The organism is Streptomyces rishiriensis, from assembly GCF_003112535.1.
Lineage (GTDB): Bacteria > Actinomycetota > Actinomycetes > Streptomycetales > Streptomycetaceae > Streptomyces > Streptomyces rishiriensis.
Genome location: NZ_BEWA01000006.1, coordinates 101,946 through 122,090 on the forward strand (window position 1 = coordinate 101,946; position 20,145 = coordinate 122,090).

Below are 20,145 nucleotides of genomic sequence, written 5' to 3' on the forward strand. Positions count from 1 at the left end.
CAACGTCGTCCGCCCTCCGGCCATCGCTTCCGACGAGCACGGAGCCTCGCGGGACGCCCATGATCCCGCGTTACCCGGCGTCTTCCCGCCATGCCGAGGCGCGCCTAGGATAGCAAGCGCTTTCTGCGAGCCGCCTGTTTCTGAATCGGCTCCCAAGCGGCGCTGGTCGAACGTTCGCTGGCCCTCGGGCGGGCCGGAGAGGTGGTTCCGAATGGTGCGCACGGCGAGTGCGAGCATGGCGGCCGGGCCGACCCTGGCCGTCGTGGCCCGCGAGGCGGGGGTGTCCGTTCCCACTGCCTCCAAGGTGGTCAACGGGCGCGAGGATGTCGCTCCTGAGACTCGGCGCCGAGTCACGGAGGCACTGGACCGGCTCGGGTATGTACGCAGACCCCGCTTCGACGCGTCCAGGCCGCCCCGGCTGGTGGACCTCGTCGTGCACTCGCTGGACAGTTCCCGGTCCGGCGCGGTCCTCCGCGGCGTCGAGGAGGCGGCGCACGACGCCGGTCTGGACCTGGTCGTCTCCGCCGCCCTGTCCCGTACCCCCGTCGGACGCCCGAAACGGGGTTGGCTGGACAAGCTGACCGTGCGCGGGTCGGCTGGAGTCCTCTTCAATCTTGCGGAGTTGACGAGCTCTCAATATGCCTGGCTGGAGCAGCATCGCATTCCGTTCGTGATGATCGATCCTGTTCTGGAGCCTCCCTCTGGCGTCATGTCGGTGGGTGCGGCGAACTGGCAGGGCGGAGTCACGGCGACCGAACACCTACTGACACTCGGCCACGAACGCATCGCGGTGATCGCCGGACCGAGACGGAAGATGTGCAGCAGTGCCCGGGTCGCCGGCTATCGCTCGGCACTGGCCTCGGCCGGCCTCGTACTGCGCCCCGAGTACCTCCGCGACGGCGGCTTCGACGAATCCGTCGCGTACCGTCGCATGCGCGAGCTCTTGGACCTGCCCGTGCCGCCGACGGCCGTCTTCGTCTGCTCCGATGGCATGGCCCTGGGCGTCTACCGTGCCCTGACAGAGCGGGGGTTGCGGATTCCGTACGACGTCAGCGTGGTCGGTTTCGACGACCTGCCGGAGTCCCGCTGGACCACCCCCGCTCTGACCACGGTCCGTCAGCCGCTCGCGGAGATGGCGGCGACGGCGCTGCGCATGTTGGTGCGGATGATGGACGGAGAGCGCCCGGAGGGCGCCCGGACCGAGCTGTCGACGCGACTTGTGCAGCGGGCGAGCACTGCGCCGCCGCAGGCCTGACATTTCGCGTCCGTCCCGCTTCGGCTCCCGGCCCGCTCACGCTCATACCCCGACGTCCGACAACGCCCTCGCGCACCCTGCGTCGTGAACCACCACAGCGAACCCCGCTTCGTAAACGCTTACCTGTCACAGGCTCGCAGTCACGGCTTTCTCCGTTTTCTCCGCTTCCTGGTTCTTCTGCACTTCTTGTGCGTCTCCCGTTTCTTGCCTGTGAGCCGTGATTTCCACGGCCGGGCGGCGGTGCGCGATGTTGCCCTCCAGGAGGCGGGTCGCAGTCGCCACCCCCACCCCGTTCGTGGTGTCCGGGGTGGGCAGCCGCCCATCCGTCCGCTTCAGTTCTGCGAGGGCTGCGTGCATCGCCTCGTGAGCCGCGAACAGACATGGAGTGCTGTAGATCGCCACGTCCACGCCGAGATCGGACAGCTCGCTCAGTGACAAACGGGGGGATTTGCCGCCGGCGATCTGGTTGAACAGCAGCGGCTTGTCGCCGACCACTGCACGGATCCGGCGAATCCACTCCACGCTGCGGACGCCGTCGACCAGGACGACGTCCGTGTCCGTAGCGGCGAGAGCCTCGGCGCGGTGGAGGATGTCCTTCTCGTCCGTGGCATCCGTACGGGCGACCACGACCAGGTCCCCGCGGGTCGCCAGCACCATTTCCAGCTTGGCAAGGTACTCGTGCAGCGGCAGTACCTGCTTGCCGTCTGCATGTCCACAGCGACGCGGTCGTTTCTGGTCCTCCAGGATGACGCCGGACGCCCCGATTCGTTCCAGGCCCTCCACCACGTGACAGGCGACCTCCGGGTCGACGTATCCGTCGTCGATGTCGACAAGCAGGTGGTGCCTTGGAAACGCGCCCCGCAACCGCTGTACGAATGCCATCATGTCCGGCCAGGCGATGAATCCGATGTCCGGCAGCCCGTAGTAAGAGGCTGCGAATCCGAATCCGGAAACGAACATCCCGTCGTAGTGCTGAGCCGCGATCGACGCCGAGTACATGTCGTACACGCCGATCAGCGGAGTCGTCCCGGGTCCGGCGATCCGCTCCCGCAGCTTGGTCCCGTAAGTCACCGTAGGGCTCCTCCTGAATATTCTTTCCGGAACGTTTTCCAGAAAGGCGTTTCGGAACAGGTTTCCGAAACAAGAGGATCTCGACGCACAGGCGGACACCATCCACCGCGCGGCCCTCACTCACCCCGATGGCGCAAGCGGTTCACCGAAGAAACGTCACTTGTCTTTGCTCGGCACCGGCTGCCCCAGTGAGCCCGCCTCGGAGGTGGGCGAGGAGGTCAGGGCTCCGGTAGGCGTCGGCAGCGTGGCCGAGTGCCGGGTAGAAAGCGCTTCCCTGCCCCTGATCACGACACCACACGAGCGGATGGTCGATCCCCATCCCACCGCCTTCGTGAGAAGACTCGTCGGCGACGGCCAGGACTTGTACCTATGGACGCGGGTTGACTCGGAAGTCGTACCACTCGTCGGTGAAGCGCCAGACGGCACGCAGCGAACGGGGTTCGGGATGCTCGCGATCCTCGATCACCGCCTTGACCGGCTGGTATTCGGGGCGGCGAGCGAACCGCGCGCCGATGGGCTCGCCGTAGTACGGCCAGTCGTACTCGGTGCAGGCTGCCGCATGCGCCCCGGCGAAACCCCCCTCCTCGATGTAGCCGGCGAGCCGCTCCCGCCCAGCCGGCGTCAGCACGTCGCCGCTGGTGGGCAGAAAGGCGACGGCTGTTTCTACATGGGACACGAATCCCCGGCCGACTCCAAACCCGTGCGCCTTCATGCAAACAGGGGGTACGACATCCCTCACCGGCGGCGATTGGCTGTGAGGTAAACGCATCGGCGTCCGTATCGCCCGTAAGGGCACCAACTCCAGCGAGCGGCTCGGCCGGTGCAGGTGGGTCAACGAACACACCATGTCCTGGCTGACCGGCTACCGCCCTCTCAACCACCGTTACGAGCGGAAACCAGGCAGCTGACCGGCCTTTCTCGGACTGGCATCCGTTCTCTACTGCTACAAGCGGTTCCTCAAACCGACCATGTAGGACACGGTCTCAGGCGCGTCGCCTCGGGCCTGACAGGAGCCCTCCCCGCACAATTCGATCACGACATCGGGCCTTGCCCCCGTGTCCAGGACTCGGGGGAAAGGCCCGGGGGCAGGACCGGGCCCGGGCTTGATCAGGGTTGGGAGCGAACCTGGTCGATGCCTGACGTGTCCGTTTCTTTCAAGACCGGTTACATCAGCCTTGCCTACGGTGGCCGCATGAGTCCACGTTTCGATGCCATCGGCCTGGTCGTCTCAGACATGGCCGCCTCCGTCTCTTTCTACCGCCGACTCGGGTTCGCCTTCCCCGAGGGAGCCGAGCGGGAACCACACACCGAGGCCGGGCTTCCGGGCGGGGTGCGGCTGCTGCTCGACACCGAGGACACCGTCCGCTCGTTCCATCCTCAGTGGCAGCCACCGTCCGGGGGCGGCCGCAGCTCTCTCGTGCTGCGCTGCGACACACCCGGCGAGGTCGACACGGTGTACGCAGAACTGGTGGGCGCCGGCTACCACGGCGAGCTGAAACCGTGGGACGCCTTCTGGGGCCAGCGGTACGCCCTCGTGCTCGACCCCGACGGCAATGGCGTCGATCTGTTCGCGCCGCTGGCCGAATAGCCGGATCACGCGCCAGCCCCCACCCGAGCACGCGGCTGCAGGGCGAACCAGAACATGTTTGGATCTCAGACCCGCCCTGGTACCCCGCTGAGGCAGTCCTCCCGCGCCGAGCTGCCTGAACCGTACGGTCGGCGCACCAGTTCTCCTAGTGTCATACCGGTGAACTCCCGGACGTCCCGCGACAGGTGGGCCTGGTCCGCGTATCCGGATCTCGCCGCAGTTTCCGCGTACGGAACGCCCGACCGTGCCAGGGCGAGCGCCCGTTGCAGGCGCAGGATCCGGGCCAGCGTCTTGGGGCCGTAGCCGAACGCCACCAGGGAACGTCGGTACAACTGGCGTGTGCCGAAACCGAGTTCGTCGGCCGTCTCAGCCACGGGACGGCCTGCGGCAAGGGCGGAGACCAACAGGCGCAGTGCGGCCTCGGGTGGCTCGGCACGCTCCAGCGCCAGCGTCTCCAGGGCGGACGCAGCGTGCGGTGCGGCAGCGATTCGGTCGCTCCAGCGCCGCACCTCACGCGTCGGCCACAGGTCAGCCAACTGGACGCGGCGGTTGCGCAGTTCGTGGGCCGGTACGCCGAGTAGCGCCGGCGCGGTGCCGGGGAAGAAGCGAATGCCTGACCAGGGAGCGGAAGGGTCTGCAGGAGCGTAGGCCCGGGTGTCCGGTCCTGCGACCATCAGTTCGCCCTCGCTCCACAGCAGGTCCATGCAGCCGTCAGGCAGTACGGGGTGCACGACAGGTTGCGTCGACGGTGTGTTCGTCCACACCACCGCCCCGCTCAGCCGGGAGGCCCACTCCTCGTACACGCACGCCAGCCTACGCCGCGGACAACCGGAACACCTTTCTACTGGCGCCTGCTGCCCTTTGCTGATCTTCGCCGTCCCTAGCTGATCCTTTCTGATCCTCGCTGCGCTCCGGCGTCTTGCTGCGCACGTTGCTGCGTCATTCTCGACTCCGTCCTGTCTTGTCCGGCCCCGCCTCAACGCGAGCCGCTCCGTTCCCTCTCGTCCAGCCCGCCCTGTCTCCTGCGGTCCAACCCCGGCCCCACCGCGGGCCGCCCCCACCCCCACCCCCGCCCCCGCCCCTGCCTCCTCGTCCCTGCCTCCTCAGGCGGTCCGCGTCCGGTGCTCCTGCGGGCTGACTCCGTACTGGCGTTTGAAGGCGCTGGACAGGGCGAACGCGCTGCCGTAGCCGACCTGGCGGGCGATCGCGCCGATCGTGTCATCGGTGTCGTGCAGTCGGTCGGCAGCGAGGGCGAGGCGCCAGCCGGTGAGACAGGTCATCGGAGGCTCGCCCACGAGGTCGGTGAAACGACGGGCCATGGCCGCACGGGAGACGCCTGCCTTGGCGGCGAGGGAGGCGACCGTCCACGGGTGGGCCGGATGGTCCTGGACGAGGCGCAGGACGCGGCCCACGACCGGGTCGGCCAGCGCCGAGTACCAGGCGCGCGTCGCCGCCTCGGGACGGGAGAACCAGGCGCGCAGCGCGGCGATGACCAGGAGGTCCAGCATGCGGTCCAGGACGACTTCCTGACCGGGTTCGTCGCGGACGATCTCCTCCGTGAGCAGCGGTGTGAGCGGGCACTGCCACACGTCGGAGGTCAGGGACAACAGCGGTGGCAACGCGTCGAGCAACCGGTTACTGATCTCGCCCTGCAGCAGATACGTGCCGATCAGGACGACCGTGGATCCGTCGAGGCGGTCGCCCCAGGCGCGCACGCCCAGATCCATGGAGCCGTTCAACAGGCGGCCGTCGGGATAGGCGCACTGCCCACCCGGAAGGATCAGCGCCCGCGGTGGCGTGCCGAGGGCGTCGGCGCACGTGTACGGCGCCGGACCGCGGGAAGCGATTGCAGTCGTCGGACAGGCGGCCGGTCGTGAGCTGACGTACAGGCCTGTTCCAGCGCAGCAGTACGGTGAGCAGCTGACCGGATTCGGGGTGCCGCTTGCGGAAGCGGCGTTTCTGGTGGAGCTGTTCGAGCCGTTGCTGGACGGTCGTAACGCCTATCTCTCGACGGGCGTCCAGGATGTGCTGGGCCGTGCACCGCGTGACTTCGCGGACGTCGCGAGGGAGGCAGCCGGGACCGGCGTGTGGAAGTCGTAGGGCGAAGCCGCGTCGAGGCCCTCCCCTGGGTCTCCTTCTCCGTGGGCTTCGTCCCGCAGACTGCTACCGCTCCGGCTACACGCGTCGCCCGGGCCGCTGCGAGACTCCGAAGGCTTCGCCCGGGCGGCCTTGATTGGCGAAGGTGGTTTCCCTCCAGGCCGCTGCGCTTGCGAAAGCGCTCCCCACCGAGGTTGCCGCGCCTCCCGACGGCTTTCTCGGTCGGGGCCGCTGCGTCACCGAAAGATCACTTCTCCGGAGGCTCTTCCTCGTCGTTCCCGCCGTCCGGTCCGTTCGTTTTCGGGTAGTTCTTCACATGCGCGCGGAATCGTCCCGTCACATCCTCCGGCGGCAGGAAGCGGGACCACCTCTCCGGGAACTCGGACGGCATGTCGGGATCGTCCGGGTCGTCGTCCTCGTGGGCACGGGCCGCGGCGACGCGGGCGACGTACTCCGCGGCCTCCTCCTGGCGCAGCCGTTCGTTGGCGGCACGGGCGGCGGCGGTCGCGGCGGCCGGCCAGACCCGGTCGATCGCCGCGTTGACGGCCGCGCCCACCAGCACGGCGAAGGCGGACACGCCGATCCACAGCAGGACGGCGACGGCGGCGGCGAGGGAGCCGTAGATGGTGGCGCCCTCGATCGTGCTCGTCAGGTAGATCCGCAGCAGGAAACTGCCCAGCACCCACATGGCGAGGGCGACGAGCGCGCCAGGAACGTCCTCGATCCACGGTGAGCGCACGGGTACGGAAACGTGGTAGAGCGTGGTCAGGAATGCCACCGACAGGACGATCACCACCGGCCAGTACAACACCTGCACGACGGTCGTCGACCACGGCACGATCCGAACCACCGCGTCCGGTCCCGCGACCATCAGCGGCAGCGCGACCGAGCCGATCAGCAGGGCGGCGACGAAGAGCAGAAACGCCACCAACCGTGTCTTGACGATGCCGCGCACGCCGTCGAGGCCGTACATCACGGTGATGGTGTCGATGAAAACGTTCACTGCGCGCGATCCGGACCACAGGGCGAACAGGAAACCTATGGAGATGACGTCGGGACGGCCGCCCTTCAGCACGTCGTCGAGGATCGGCTGGGCGATCTCACGTACTCCCTTGTCGGACAGCACCGTGCGGGAGGCCTCTACGAGGTTGGTCTCCAGGCTGGTGATGGTGTCGGTGCCGGTCCAGTCGTCGACGTAGCCGAGCAGACCGATGAGGCTGAGCAGCAGCGGAGGCACGGACAGCAACGTGAAGAAAGCGGCTTCAGCGGCGAGTCCGAGGATGCGGTACTCGATGCAGGAATTGACGGTGTCCTTCAACAGCAGCCAGGCGGTCCGCCGCTTGGAGACGTTCCGGTAAAGGGCACGCGCCCGGTGGAGACGCCCGGCGGGGCTCCCGGGTTGCTCGGGTGAGTGACTTGCTGGCTGCACGCCCTAAAGGTATCCGCCGTTCGGGGTCGCACTCACCTCCGGCGAGGCAGCTTCACCGGGTCGGGGAACGCGGCGCGGGCTTCGGACGGCCATGACCGCCGTACCCGGGGGTAGGTTCGGGCTATGGCAGGCAGCACGCACACCGTGACCAACCAGCCCCCGCCCCTGACCGGGTACGACGTGTACGGCACCGACCAGGCGTTGGTGGAGGCCGTGGAACGGCACCTCGATCCGGGGCTGCTCGACGAGGCGCGCGCCGAATTGTCGGCGCTCGGGCGGGCGGCCGGATCCGCGCAGGTGCAGGAGTGGGCGGTGCAGGCCGACGAGCACCCGCCGAAACTGCGCACCCATGACCGTCACGGCCATCGCATCGACGAGGTCGACTTCCATCCGGCCTGGCACCGGCTGCTCGGCAAGGGCGTCGGGGCCCAGCTGACGGCGGCCTGGGGGCGACCGGGAGGGCATGTGCGGCGGGCGGCCGGGTTCCTGGTGTGGACGCAGGTCGACGCGGGCAACTGCTGTCCGCTGTCGATGACCCACGCCGCGGTGCCGGCGCTGCGCGCCGACCCGGAGCTGGCCGCCGAGTGGGAGCCGCGGCTGACGTCCACGATCTACGACCGTGAGCTGCGGCCCGCCCGCCTGAAGGCCGGCGCGCTGTTCGGGATGGGGATGACGGAGAAACAGGGCGGCAGCGACGTCCGGGCGAACACGACGGTCGCCGCTCCGCTCACCGAGGACGGGACGTACGAGCTGACCGGGCACAAATGGTTCTGTTCGGCTCCGATGTCGGACGGGTTCCTGGTGCTGGCCCAGGTGCCCTCCTCGCGGGGCGCGGGCGGACTCACGTGTTTCCTGGTTCCGCGAGTTCTCGAAGACGGTACCCGTAACGTTTTCCGTCTCCAGCGGCTCAAGGACAAGCTGGGGAACCGGTCCAACGCCTCCAGCGAGGTCGAGTTCGAGGGGACGTGGGCGCGCCGGGTCGGTGAGGAGGGTCGCGGGGTGCGCACCATCATCGACATGGTGGCGGCGACCCGGGTGGACTGCGTGCTGGGCTCGGCGGGGTTGATGCGGCAGGCGGTGGCGCAGGCGATCCACCACTGCACCTACCGTGAGGCGTTCGGCGGGAAGCTGGTCGACAAGCCGCTGATGCGCAACGTTCTGGCCGACCTCGCGCTGGAGTCGGAGGCGGCTACCGCTCTTGCGCTGCGGCTGGCCGCGGCCTACGACGACGGTGGCGAGCAGGAGCGTGCGCTGTTGCGGATCGCGGTTCCGGCGGCCAAGTACTGGGTGACCAAGCGCTGCGCGCCGGTGACCGTCGAGGCGTCGGAGTGCCTGGGAGGAAACGGTTACGTCGAGGAGTCGGGGATGCCCCGGCTGGTACGCGAGTCGCCGCTGAACTCGGTCTGGGAGGGGGCGGGCAACGTCCAGGCGCTGGATGTGCTGCGGGCCCTGCAACGTGAGCCGCAGGCGCTGAACGCCTATCTGCAGGAGGTGGGCCGGGCGCGCGGGGCCGATCACCGCTTGGACGGCGCGATCAAGGGTCTGCTGACGGACCTGGCCGATCTGGACGGCGCCGAGGGGCGGGCCCGGCGACTGGCGGAGCGGTTCGCACTGGTGCTCCAGGGTGCGCTGCTCGTACGATTCGGGCCGCCTGAGGTGGCCGACGCGTTCTGCGCCTCGCGCCTGGGCGGGGACGGCGGCGCGGCCTTCGGGACGCTGCCGCACAGTCTGGACCTGGCGTCCGTCGTCGAACGGTCCGCGCCTCGGTCCTGACAGCGCCGACCTGCGAAGCACCGGAGAAAGTCGCGGAAATTCGAGGGAAACAGGAAGCGGGGGTGGTGCTGCGCCGACACGGCACCACCCCCGCCGCAATGGCCCTGCGAGGCCAGAATCGCCGCTCGGGACGGCGTGGCTCAAGTTTCAAACAGTCTGTGGACGTCCACCAGGGTTGCAGGGGGTTGCAACTTGTCAGTGGTTGTGACCGGAGTGTGCCCCTCCGGCACGCGTGGACGGCAAGATGGTGGGCTTCAGTAAGACCGGAAACAGTCGGCGCAGGAGCTTGACATCCGGTCGACGGCCTGTGTGTACCCGGGAGGCCCAGTGGTGATGCCACCGATGAACGTGCCGCAGCTCGCGGCCGTCGACGCCGCACGGGCGGCACGGGTGCTCAACGAGGTGCGCGACGCCCGGCTCGCCGGTCAGCGGGCGCGTGTGGCGCCGCGCCCGGTGATCGAGCAGTCCTGGGAGCGCATGCTGCGCAGCGGCGTCGATCCGGAACACGGTTTCAGATCCGGCCTGCTCAGCTCCGACGAGGTGCGGCGACGACGCGAGGAGTCGCCGTTGCGAGAGGTGCTTCCGGTGCTGCGCGAGGGGCTGCTGTCGGTCGCGGACGTGGCCCACCACATCATGGTCGTCGCCGACGAGGAGGGCCGGGTGCTGTGGCGGGAGGGCTGCAGCCCGGTGCTGCGCAAGGCCGACGGGCTCGGTTTTGAACTGGGCGCGGACTGGGGCGAGGCCGTGGTCGGCACCAACGGCGTGGGGACGCCGGCGGTGGTGCGCCGGCCCGTGCAGGTGTTCGCAGCCGAGCACTTCGTGCGCTCGCACGCGGCCTGGACCTGTGCGGGCGCCCCGATCACCGACCCGCGCAACGGCCGGCTGCTGGGTGTCGTCGACGTCAGCGGGCCACTGGAGACGATGCACCCGGCCACCCTCGCCTGGGTCGACTCGGTGGCGAAGCTCGCCGAGGCCGGGCTGCGCGAGAAGCATCTGGGGGCGCTGGAGCGGCTGCGTGCGGTGGCGGCTCCGGTGCTGGCCCGTCTCGGCGGCCGGGCGGCGGCGGTGGACGCGGACGGCTGGACGGCGGCGGTGACGGGAATGCCGTACGCGCGCCGGATCGCGCTGCCCAAGTCGCCGTCGCCGGGCCGTCGATGGCTGCCGGCGTTCGGGGTGTGCTCGATCGAGCCGCTGGCCGGCGGGTGGTTGGTGCGGTCGGTGGACGAGGCCGCCGAGCCGCTGCCACGCGACGCGACCCGGATCGTGCTGGACGTGACCCGGGCCCGGCGCTGGTCGGTGACCGTGTCGGGGAACGCAGGCTCGTGGTCCCACGAACTCAGCCCCCGCCATGCCGAGTTGCTGTACCTGCTGGCCGCGCAACACGGTGGCCGCAGCGCGGCGGAACTCGCCGAGGACATGTTCGGCGACCCGGCCCGGACGGTGACGGTGCGGGCGGAGATGTCCCGGGTGCGACGATATCTGGGAGGGTTACTGGAACACCGGCCGTATCGTTTCTGCGAGGGTGCCGAGGTCGAGGTGCTGCTACCGGCCGACCCACAGGGCCTGCTGCCCCATTCGACCGCGCCCGCAGTGGTGGAACACCGGATGTCGCCGCCGCAGCGGTGATGACGCGTAGGCGCTCTTCCGGTGGCGTCTTCCGCATATTTGCGCAGTCTTCGTCCTCTGCGGTGGCCGACTGCCGTAGCATCCCTCTACGGGTCACCCCACCTGCTCCTCGGTCAACGTACGGATCATCAGGCGCAGTTGGCCCGCCTCGGGAGGACGAATGAGACATCGCGGCCGACACCGCCGGCGTAGGCGAGGCAGGGCACTGCGGGCGTTTCTGTCCGGAACGGCCCTCGCGCTGACCGCTGCCGCCACCATGATCAGCGCCTCCCAGGCGACGGTCACCCACGACGGCCCTGGACGTCTGAAACCGATTGCTACGTCCGCCGAGACCGGAAAGCTGCAGCTGAGGGAAGACCTGGTTCCGCGGACCGTTCTCGACCGGCTCGCCGCCGGAATGGGCAGGCCGGTCGGCGTCAGCGCCGTCCTGGAGGAGGCCGACCGGACCCTGCGGGACGCGATCGACTGCTCGGCCGCCGAGCGCGGGGCGCTGCCGGTCTCCCCCTCGGCCACGCGTGCGTACTGCTGGAACACGGACGACACCCAGGGGTGGCGGCCGGGCGCGGTCACCACGTCGGGAGACGCGGACGACGACGGCGTCTGGGGTGCGAACCGGGTGATCCTCTCGGGCTGGTCGCGCGACGGCGGCGCACCGGCCGACCACGGGCTGGCCCGGGTCGGCTTCGTGAACGCGGGCGACCTGAACCACCCCTCCTACACGTGGGCTCTGCTCGCCGTCCCGGTCGACGGCGGGCGGGACTACCGGGGGCTTATCTCCCATGTCTCAGGGATGGTCTGGTACCAGGACAAGTTGCTGGTCACCGCCGACGACGGGGATCGGGCCGCGCTCTACGTCTACGACATGAACCGCGTCCAGCGCGCCACGGTCGCCGGGGACGCGGTCGGCCGGGTGCCGGGCGGCTGGTCAGCACACGGTTACCGCTTCGTACTGCCGGCCGTCGGTTCCTACGAGGTGAGCGGCGGCTCCGACGCGCCGCGTCCTGCAACCGTTTCTCTGGACCGCAGCACCGCGCCGGACAGCCTCGTGGCCGGTGAATGGACCCTCGACGACGGCGACCGGGGAGCGCGTCTGTGGCGTTACCCCTTCAGCGCCGCCCCCGGGCACGCGGGGCTGCTCGCGACGGACGCCGCCGGGCGGGTCCACGCCTCTCAGGCGTACGAGACGAAGCTGACCGAAGTGCGGGGCGTGCTGTCCTACCGGGAGCAGTGGTACGTGACCCGCGCCGCCGGTCCGCGCGACCGGCACGGAACGCTGTGGCGGCAGAACACGGATGCCGACAGGGCGGACGACAGGGCGAGCGGTTCCGGCGCCGCCGTGTGCGGTGCGGCGGAAACGCACGACTGCTGGAGCCCGCAGACGGAATCCCTTTCCTACTGGGAGGCGACGGGCGAGGTCTGGACCCAGTCGGGCCGGGCGCTCTTCGCGCTTCCGCTGGCCTCGATCGACAGAACGACGGAGTAGGTGGTTCCCTGACGGGCATGGCCAACATCCCCGTGACCACCTGGTCCCTGGAGCAGACGGACGCGACCGACCTCCTCCCGGCCGTCGCGCCCGAGGGCGACGTCCGGATCGTCCGCTCCGAGGTCCCCTCCCCCGAGTTCAGCCGTTTCCTGTACGCGTCCGTCGGCGGGGACATCCGCTGGATCGACCGGCTTCGCTGGACGTACGCACAGTGGCAGGAGCACCTGATGCGACCGGGGGTGGAGACCTGGGTCGCCTATGACCGGGGCACACCGGCGGGGTACGTCGAGCTGGAGCCGCAGGACTACGGAAACGTAGAGATCGTTTACTTCGGCCTGCTCCCGGCGTTCCGCGGGCGGCGGATCGGCGGTCGCCTGCTGTCGTACGGCGCCGCTCGGGCCTGGGACCTCGCCGAGCGCTGGCCCGGGCTGCCGCAGACCAAGCGGGTGTGGCTGCACACCTGCAGCCTGGACGGCGAGCACGCGATGGACAACTATCAGCGGCGCGGTTTCAAGCTGTTCGACACCAGGGTCGAAGAGCAGGCCGAGGTGCCCGCACCGGGCCCGTGGCCAGGGGCGTTCCCCGCCTGACCTACTGTTCTCCCCTGTTCTCCTACCTTTTCTGACCTGCGCAGACAAGGGGACGCGCAACTCATGTGATCGAGGACACTCCCGTCTCGCACAGTGAGACTAGGGTGTCCGCATCGCGGACGAAGCTGGACTGTGTCCAGATTGCCGTGACACGCTTTCGTCATGTCCGGAACTGGAATTGCCTTGGTGAGTCGGCGGCACGTCGACCTCGGCCGCATGTCCAGCGCCATCTGTCCGGCGAGCTGACGAGCCGCAGCACCGCCGACGTCTCCGCAAGAGCCTTCCGCCTGCGCAATGATGCGCACGCTATTCCCATGCGCCCGTACGCGCAGGTCAGAGCCGCTTCCCGCCTGTCCCGAAGGACGTATCATCCATGGCCGCCACCCCGCAGAACCCTGCCGCCGCGACTCCCCGCCGCAAGGTGAGCCGTCACCGCGGCGAGGGCCAGTGGGCCGCGGGTCACTTCACCCCGCTCAACGGAAACGAACAGTTCAAAAAGGACGACGACGGTCTCAACGTGCGGACACGCATTGAGACGATCTACTCCAAGCGGGGCTTCGACTCGATCGACCCCAGTGACCTGCGCGGCCGGATGCGCTGGTGGGGCCTGTACACCCAGCGCAAGCCCGGGATCGACGGCGGCAAGACCGCGATCCTGGAGCCGGAGGAGCTCGACGACAGGTTCTTCATGCTGCGTGTCCGCATCGACGGAGGGCGGCTGACCACCGAGCAACTGCGCGTGATCGGCGAGATCTCGCAGGAGTTCGCCCGCGGGACGGCCGACATCACCGACCGGCAGAACGTCCAGTACCACTGGATCCGCATCGAGGACGTGCCGGAGATCTGGAACCGCCTGGAGGCGGTCGGTCTGTCCACCACCGAGGCCTGCGGTGACACGCCCCGCACCATCCTCGGCTCACCCGTCGCCGGCATCGCCGAGGACGAGATCATCGACGGCACGCCGGCCGTCGAGGAGATCCACCGCCGCATCGTCGGCAACCCGGCCTTCTCGAACCTGCCCCGCAAGTTCAAGACCGCGGTTTCCGGCTCACCGCTGCTGGACGTGGCGCACGAGATCAACGACGTCGCGTTCGTCGGGGTGCACCACCCCGAGCACGGCCCCGGCTTCGACCTCTGGGTGGGCGGCGGCCTGTCCACGAACCCGAAGATCGGCGTACGGCTCGGCGCCTGGGTCCCGGTGGACGAGGTGGCGGACGTCCATGAGGGCGTCGTCTCGATCTTCCGTGACTACGGTTACCGGCGGCTGCGCAACCGTGCCCGTCTGAAGTTCCTGGTGGCCGACTGGGGCCCGGAGAAGTTCCGGCAGGTGCTGGAGGACGAGTACCTCGAGCGCAAGCTGCTCGACGGCCCCGCCCCGGACCAGCCTGTCGAACGGTGGCGCGACCACGTCGGCGTGCACCGTCAGAAGGACGGCCGTTTCTACATCGGTTTCGCACCGCGCGTGGGCCGGGTGGACGGCGCCACCCTGACGAAGATCGCCGAGCTCGCCGAGGCGCACGGCTCGGGCCGGGTGCGCACCACCGTCGAGCAGAAGATGATCGTCCTCGACATCGAGGAGGCGCAGGTCGAGTCGCTGGTCGAGGCGCTGGAGGCGTTGGATCTCACCGCCCGGCCCTCCACTTTCCGGCGCGGCACCATGGCCTGCACCGGTATCGAGTACTGCAAGCTCGCCATCGTCGAGACCAAGCAGCGCGGTTCTCAGTTGATCGACGAACTGGAGCGCCGCCTCCCGGAGTTCGACGAGCCGCTCACCATCAACATCAACGGCTGCCCGAACGCCTGCGCCCGCATCCAGGTCGCGGACATCGGCCTCAAGGGCCAGCTGGTGCTGGACGACCAGGGCCGACAGGTCGAGGGCTACCAGGTGCACCTGGGCGGCGCACTCGGACTGGAAGCCGGCTTCGGCCGCAAGGTCCGGGGACTGAAGGTCACTTCGGACGAGCTGCCGGACTACGTGGAACGTGTGCTGAAGCGGTTCAAGGACGAGCGCGAAGACGGCGAGCGCTTCGCCGCCTGGGCTTCGCGGGCCAGCGAGGAGGCCCTCTCATGAGCGAGCGGGCGGCCCCCTTCTACTGCCCCTACTGCGGCGACGAGGACCTCCGGCCGAGTGAAGCCCTGGAGGGCGGTCACGGCGCCTGGGAATGCGCGGCATGCAACCGCGCATTCCAGCTGAAGTTCCTCGGGCTGCTCGCCCGGGGCGTTCAGCGCACGGACACGGGAGGGGACCGGATATGACGACCACTCAGGAAAACCGGACGACCGACGAGTTGAAGGCGCTGGCCGAGCAGGCCGGCCGCGATCTGGAGGAAGCCTCCGCCCTGGAGATCCTCCAGTGGGCGGTGGACACCTTCGGCACGCAGTTCTGCGTGACGTCCTCGATGGAGGACGCCGTGGTGGCGCACCTGGCGTCCCGAGTCCTCAAGGGCGTGGACGTCGTCTTTCTCGACACCGGTTACCACTTCCCCGAGACCATCGGCACCCGGGACGCGGTGGAAGCCGTGATGGACGTCAACGTCATCACGCTCACCCCACGCCAGACGGTCGCCGAGCAGGACGCCGAGTACGGGCCCAAACTGCACGACCGCGATCCCGACCTGTGCTGCAAGCTGCGCAAGGTGCAGCCGCTCGAGCAGGGGCTCAGGGGCTACCGGGCCTGGGCCACCGGGCTGCGCCGCGACGAGTCGCCGACCCGGGCGAACACGCCGGTCGTTGGCTGGGACGAGAAGCGGCAGAAGGTCAAGGTCTCTCCGATCGCCCGCTGGACCCAGGACGACGTGGACGCCTACGTCACCGAGCACGGCGTGCTGACCAACCCCCTGCTGATGGACGGTTACGCGTCGGTCGGATGCGCCCCCTGCACCCGTCGGGTCCTGGAGGGCGAGGACGCGCGCGCCGGACGCTGGGCGGGACGGTCCAAGACCGAGTGCGGGCTGCACGGCTGACCGCCATGACCGCCGACTCCCCGAACACCCCCAAGCCCACCCCCACTTCTACGAACCGGGAGAACCACGTGACGACCGGAGCCACCGTCTGGCTCACGGGTCTGCCGAGCGCCGGCAAGACCACCATCGCGTTCGAGCTGGCCGGCCGGCTGCGCGAGGAGGGCCACCTCGTCGAGGTGCTCGACGGCGACGAGATCCGCGAGTTCATCTCCGCGGGCCTCGGTTTCAGCCGCGAGGACCGGCACGTCAATGTGCAGCGCATCGGTTTCCTGGCCGAGCTGCTCGCCCGCAACGGCGTGAAAACGCTTGTGCCGGTGATCGCACCGTACGCCGACAGCCGCGAGGCGGTGCGCAAGCGGCACCAGGAGAGTGGAACCGCTTACCTGGAGGTGCACGTGGCCACCCCCGTCGAGGTGTGCTCGGTGCGTGACGTGAAGGGCCTGTACGCCAAACAGGCGGCAGGCGAGCTCACCGGCCTCACCGGGGTCGACGACCCGTACGAGGCGCCCGAGACGCCCGACCTGCGGATCGACTCCCAGGAGCAGAGCGTGCAGGAGTCCGCGGCGTCGGTGTACGCCCTGCTCAGCGAGAGGGGACTGGCATGACGACGACCGTCGCCCAGACCGAGGAGGGCACGGTCAGCCCGTACGCCCTGAGCCACCTGGACTCGCTGGAGTCCGAGGCGGTGCACATCTTCCGCGAGGTGGCGGGCGAGTTCGAGCGGCCGGTGATCCTGTTCTCCGGTGGCAAGGACTCCATCGTCATGCTGCATCTCGCGCTCAAGGCGTTCGCGCCGGCCACGGTCCCCTTCTCGCTGCTGCACGTCGACACCGGGCACAACTTCCCCGAGGTGCTGGAGTACCGCGACCGCGTGGTGGCCGAGCACGGCCTGCGGCTGCACGTGGCCTCCGTGCAGGACTACATCGACCGCGGCGCGCTGAAGGAACGTCCCGACGGGACGCGTAACCCGTTGCAGACGCTTCCGCTGACGGAGAAGATCCAGTCGGAGAAGTTCGACGCTGTCTTCGGCGGCGGACGTCGTGACGAGGAGAAGGCCCGCGCCAAGGAGCGCGTGTTCTCCCTGCGGGACGAGTTCTCGCAGTGGGACCCGCGCCGCCAGCGGCCCGAGCTGTGGAACCTGTACAACGGCCGACACGCGCCCGGCGAGCACGTTCGCGTCTTCCCGCTCTCCAACTGGACCGAGCTGGACGTCTGGCAGTACATCGCCCGCGAGGGCATCGAGCTCCCGGAGATCTACTTCGCGCACGAGCGGGACGTGTTCCAGCGCAGCGGCATGTGGCTGACCGCAGGGGAGTGGGGCGGCCCGAAGGACGGTGAAACGGTCGAAAAGCGTCTCGTAAGGTACCGGACCGTCGGCGACATGTCGTGCACCGGCGCCGTCGACTCCGACGCCGTGACGCTGGACGACGTCATCGCCGAGATCGCCGCTTCCCGGCTGACCGAGCGGGGCGCGACGCGCGCCGACGACAAGCTCTCCGAAGCCGCGATGGAAGACCGCAAGCGCGAGGGGTACTTCTAAGCATGAGCACCATCACCGCCGAGGCACTCTCGGAAACGACCCTGCTGCGGTTCGCCACCGCCGGCTCCGTCGACGACGGCAAGTCCACCCTGGTGGGCCGGCTGCTCCACGACTCCAAGTCGATCCTCACCGACCAGCTCGAGGCCGTGGAGCGCGCCTCGGCCGGCCGCGGCCAGGACGCCCCCGACCTGGCTCTCCTCACCGACGGCCTGCGCGCCGAACGCGAGCAGGGCATCACCATCGACGTGGCCTACCGCTACTTCGCCACTCCGCGGCGCCGGTTCATCCTCGCCGACACGCCCGGCCACGTGCAGTACACCCGCAACATGGTGACCGGCGCCTCCACGGCCGAGCTGACGGTGATCCTGGTCGACGCCCGCAACGGCGTCGTGGAACAGACGCGTCGGCACGCGGCCATCGCGGCCCTGCTCCGGGTCCCGCACGTGGTGCTCGCCGTCAACAAGATGGACCTGGTCGAGTACCGCGAAACCGTTTTCGCAGCGATTGCCGAGGAGTTCACGGCGTACGCGAGCGAGCTGGGCGTACCCGAGGTCACCGCCATCCCGATCTCGGCGCTCGCCGGGGACAACGTGGTGGATCCGTCGGCGAACATGGACTGGTACGGCGGCCCGACCTTCCTGGAACACCTGGAAACGGTTCCGGTAAGCCATGATCTGGCGCACTGCCACGCCCGCCTCCCCGTGCAGTACGTGATCCGGCCGCAGACCGCCGAGCACCCGGACTACCGGGGATACGCCGGTCAGATCGCCGCGGGGACGTTCCGGGTGGGCGAGGCGGTCACCGTACTGCCGTCCGGCCGCACCTCGACGATCTCCGGCATCGACCTGCTGGGCGAGCCCGTCGACGCCGCGTGGACGACCCAGTCGGTGACCGTGCTGCTCGCGGACGACATCGACGTCTCGCGCGGCGACCTGATCGTGCCCACCAAGGACGCGCCGGCCACCACGCAGGACGTCGAGGCGACCGTGTGCCACGTCGCCGACCAGCCGCTGACGGTCGGACACCGCGTGCTGATCAAGCACGGCACCCGCACGGTCAAGGCGATTGTCAAGGACATCCCGTCCCGTCTCACGCTCGACGACCTGTCCCTGCACCCGCACCCGGGACAGCTCGTCGCCAACGACATCGGCCGGGTGAAGATCCGAACCGCGGAGCCGCTGCCGGTGGACTCCTACGCCGACTCCCGCCGCACGGGCTCGTTCATCCTGATCGACCCGTCCGACGGCACCACGCTCACCGCGGGCATGGTCGGCGAGTCGTTCGCCGCGCCCGAGCCGGTCAAGGACCCGGCCGACGAAGACGGTTGGGACTTCTGAACCATGAACTCAACCGATTTCTACTCGACGTTCGCGAAGGAAGGCGGCCGTGTCGGCAGCGGCGCCCTCGGCAGCGGGCAGGGCGGAGTGGGCCGATGTGCGCTCTGACGTACGCGCACTGCCTGCGCGCCCCGTCCCCCCACCCTTCCCCCCATGCTCCACTTCGCTCGCAGGCGAGGGGACCCGCACCCCGGAAGCGACGAAGACCCTATGCCGATTTCCCGGCCACGACCTGAAAGACCGTGACCGCCGGGCCAACGAGAGGAACCCCTCCCGTGCCTGCCATCCGCTCTGCTTCTCTTCGCCGCGCCGTCGCGGCCGCGGCGGCCCTTCCCCTGCTCACCCTCGCCGCCTGCGGCTACGGGTCCGATGCCAAGCAGGACAACACCAACGAGAAGGTCGCCGCCGGCTCGAAGAAGATCGACGGGCTCGACACCGTCAAGATCGGCTACTTCGGCAACCTCACCCACGGGACCGCGCTGGTCGGCCGTGACCAGGGCATCTTCCAGAAGGCGCTGGGCGCCACCAAAGCGTCGTACGCGACCTTCAACGCGGGTCCATCCGAGATCGAGGCGCTGAACGCCGGTTCCATCGACATCGGCTGGATCGGCCCGTCCCCGTCGATCAACGGTTACACCAAGTCCGGCGGCAAGAGCCTGCGCATCATCGGCGGTTCGGCGTCCGGCGGCGTGAAGCTCGTCGTCAACCCGGACAAGATCAAGTCCGTCAAGGACGTCAAGGGCAAGAAGATCGCCACCCCCCAGCTCGGAAACACACAGGACGTCGCGTTTCTGAACTGGATCTCCGAGCAGGGCTGGAAGGTCGACGCCCAGAGCGGCAAGGGTGACGTCACGGTCGTCCGCAGCGACAACAAGGTGACGCCCGACGCCTTCAAGGCCGGCTCGCTCGACGGCGCCTGGGTGCCGGAGCCGACCGCGTCGAAGCTGGTCGCCGAGGGCGGCAAGGTGCTCCTCGACGAGGCGTCGCTGTGGCCCGACAAGAAGTTCGTGATCACGAACATCATCGTGTCGCAGAAGTTCCTCACGGCGCACCCGAAGGTCGTCGAGGCCGTGCTGAAGGGCTCGGTCGAGACCAACAAGTGGATCAACGCCAACCCGGCGAAGGCGAAGGCCTCCGCGAACAGGCAACTGGAGGCCGACTCCGGCAAGGCGTTGCCGACGAAGGTCCTGGACCCGGCTTGGACGTCGATCCAGTTCATCAACGACCCACTGGCCTCCACGCTCAACACCGAGGCGGAGCACGCGGTCAAGGCGGGCCTGCTGAAGCAGCCCGAACTCAAGGGCATCTACGACCTGTCGATCCTGAACAAGGTCCTCAAGGCCGAGGGCGAGCCCGCGGTCGAAGACGCCGGTCTCGGCGTCAGCTGATCGAA

Annotated in this window: 18 protein-coding genes and 3 pseudogenes; 16 read left to right on the top strand and 5 right to left on the bottom strand. The window is 69.1% G+C overall.

The window, feature by feature from the left end:
• Nucleotides 1–211: 211 nt before the first annotated feature.
• The gene (locus Sri02f_RS11840; RefSeq protein WP_109001107.1) at nt 212–1,255 is read left to right on the top strand and encodes a LacI family DNA-binding transcriptional regulator; all 1,044 of its coding nucleotides are present in this window, start codon (nt 212–214) and stop codon (nt 1,253–1,255) included.
• A gap of 126 nt (nt 1,256–1,381) precedes the next feature.
• Here the strand turns inward: Sri02f_RS11840 and Sri02f_RS11845 are convergent, their stop codons facing one another.
• Nucleotides 1,382–2,326, bottom strand: coding sequence for an isocitrate lyase/PEP mutase family protein (locus Sri02f_RS11845; RefSeq protein ID WP_109001108.1), 945 nt, complete (start codon nt 2,324–2,326; stop codon nt 1,382–1,384).
• 142 nt (nt 2,327–2,468) lie between these two features.
• A pseudogene (locus tag Sri02f_RS11850) lies at nt 2,469–2,984 on the bottom strand (ThuA domain-containing protein); the annotation flags it as partial.
• A 12-nt stretch (nt 2,985–2,996) separates the two neighbouring features.
• Between Sri02f_RS11850 and Sri02f_RS42690 the strand changes: the two are divergent.
• Nucleotides 2,997–3,300, top strand: a pseudogene (locus Sri02f_RS42690) (IS5/IS1182 family transposase); the annotation flags it as partial.
• A 218-nt stretch (nt 3,301–3,518) separates the two neighbouring features.
• Nucleotides 3,519–3,914, top strand: coding sequence for a VOC family protein (locus tag Sri02f_RS11855; protein WP_109001109.1), 396 nt, complete (start codon nt 3,519–3,521; stop codon nt 3,912–3,914).
• 65 nt (nt 3,915–3,979) lie between these two features.
• Here the strand turns inward: Sri02f_RS11855 and Sri02f_RS11860 are convergent, their stop codons facing one another.
• Nucleotides 3,980–4,717: a helix-turn-helix domain-containing protein gene (locus tag Sri02f_RS11860; RefSeq protein WP_109001110.1), complete on the bottom strand. Its 738-nt coding sequence runs from the start codon at nt 4,715–4,717 to the stop codon at nt 3,980–3,982.
• Nucleotides 4,718–5,017: 300 nt separating this feature from the next.
• Nucleotides 5,018–5,755: pseudogene (locus tag Sri02f_RS11865) on the bottom strand (AraC family transcriptional regulator); the annotation flags it as partial.
• On the opposite strand from Sri02f_RS11865, the gene Sri02f_RS11870 reads away from it, so the two are divergent.
• The gene (locus Sri02f_RS11870; protein ID WP_307721030.1) at nt 5,733–6,014 is read left to right on the top strand and encodes a Rossmann-fold NAD(P)-binding domain-containing protein; all 282 of its coding nucleotides are present in this window, start codon (nt 5,733–5,735) and stop codon (nt 6,012–6,014) included. The pseudogene Sri02f_RS11865 and the gene Sri02f_RS11870 sit on opposite strands and share 23 nt — an antisense overlap.
• A 244-nt stretch (nt 6,015–6,258) precedes the next feature.
• Here Sri02f_RS11870 and Sri02f_RS11875 read toward each other — a convergent pair whose 3' ends face one another.
• Nucleotides 6,259–7,440: a YihY/virulence factor BrkB family protein gene (locus Sri02f_RS11875; protein WP_109001111.1), complete on the bottom strand. Its 1,182-nt coding sequence runs from the start codon at nt 7,438–7,440 to the stop codon at nt 6,259–6,261.
• A gap of 123 nt (nt 7,441–7,563) precedes the next feature.
• Between Sri02f_RS11875 and Sri02f_RS11880 the strand changes: the two genes are divergently transcribed.
• The 12 genes from Sri02f_RS11880 to Sri02f_RS11935 all read left to right on the top strand — a co-directional run bounded on the left by Sri02f_RS11880 (nt 7,564) and on the right by Sri02f_RS11935 (nt 20,140).
• Entirely contained in the window at nt 7,564–9,213 is a 1,650-nt protein-coding gene (locus Sri02f_RS11880; RefSeq protein ID WP_109001112.1) for an acyl-CoA dehydrogenase family protein, read from the top strand.
• A 342-nt stretch (nt 9,214–9,555) separates the two neighbouring features.
• A complete protein-coding gene (locus Sri02f_RS11885) occupies nt 9,556–10,839 on the top strand; it encodes a helix-turn-helix domain-containing protein (RefSeq protein ID WP_174855633.1) in 1,284 nt (427 codons plus the stop codon).
• Nucleotides 10,840–10,999: 160 nt separating this feature from the next.
• Entirely contained in the window at nt 11,000–12,322 is a 1,323-nt protein-coding gene (locus tag Sri02f_RS11890; protein WP_109001114.1) for a hypothetical protein, read from the top strand.
• A gap of 17 nt (nt 12,323–12,339) precedes the next feature.
• On the top strand, nt 12,340–12,912 hold the full coding sequence (locus Sri02f_RS11895) for a GNAT family N-acetyltransferase (RefSeq protein WP_109001115.1): 573 nt from the start codon (nt 12,340–12,342) through the stop codon (nt 12,910–12,912).
• Between the two features lie 162 nt (nt 12,913–13,074).
• Nucleotides 13,075–13,158, top strand: coding sequence for a putative leader peptide (locus Sri02f_RS44045; protein ID WP_309486338.1), 84 nt, complete (start codon nt 13,075–13,077; stop codon nt 13,156–13,158).
• A gap of 127 nt (nt 13,159–13,285) precedes the next feature.
• Complete coding sequence (locus tag Sri02f_RS11900; RefSeq protein WP_109001116.1) at nt 13,286–14,983, top strand: nitrite/sulfite reductase; 1,698 nt, start codon at nt 13,286–13,288, stop codon at nt 14,981–14,983.
• Nucleotides 14,980–15,168 (top strand): hypothetical protein, encoded by a 189-nt coding sequence (locus Sri02f_RS11905; RefSeq protein WP_109001117.1) that lies wholly within the window; start codon nt 14,980–14,982, stop codon nt 15,166–15,168. Before Sri02f_RS11900 ends, Sri02f_RS11905 begins: the two co-directional genes overlap by 4 nt.
• The gene (locus Sri02f_RS11910) at nt 15,165–15,875 is read left to right on the top strand and encodes a phosphoadenylyl-sulfate reductase (protein WP_109001118.1); all 711 of its coding nucleotides are present in this window, start codon (nt 15,165–15,167) and stop codon (nt 15,873–15,875) included. The genes Sri02f_RS11905 and Sri02f_RS11910 overlap by 4 nt, the downstream gene beginning before the upstream one ends.
• A 68-nt stretch (nt 15,876–15,943) precedes the next feature.
• Entirely contained in the window at nt 15,944–16,480 is a 537-nt protein-coding gene (gene cysC / locus Sri02f_RS11915; protein WP_109001242.1) for an adenylyl-sulfate kinase, read from the top strand.
• The gene (gene cysD / locus Sri02f_RS11920; protein ID WP_109001119.1) at nt 16,477–17,415 is read left to right on the top strand and encodes a sulfate adenylyltransferase subunit CysD; all 939 of its coding nucleotides are present in this window, start codon (nt 16,477–16,479) and stop codon (nt 17,413–17,415) included. The genes cysC and cysD overlap by 4 nt, the downstream gene beginning before the upstream one ends.
• Nucleotides 17,416–17,417: 2 nt before the next feature.
• Entirely contained in the window at nt 17,418–18,752 is a 1,335-nt protein-coding gene (locus Sri02f_RS11925) for a sulfate adenylyltransferase subunit 1 (protein ID WP_109001120.1), read from the top strand.
• Nucleotides 18,753–19,027: 275 nt separating this feature from the next.
• Nucleotides 19,028–20,140, top strand: coding sequence for an aliphatic sulfonate ABC transporter substrate-binding protein (locus Sri02f_RS11935; protein WP_109001121.1), 1,113 nt, complete (start codon nt 19,028–19,030; stop codon nt 20,138–20,140).
• Nucleotides 20,141–20,145 lie beyond the last annotated feature (5 nt).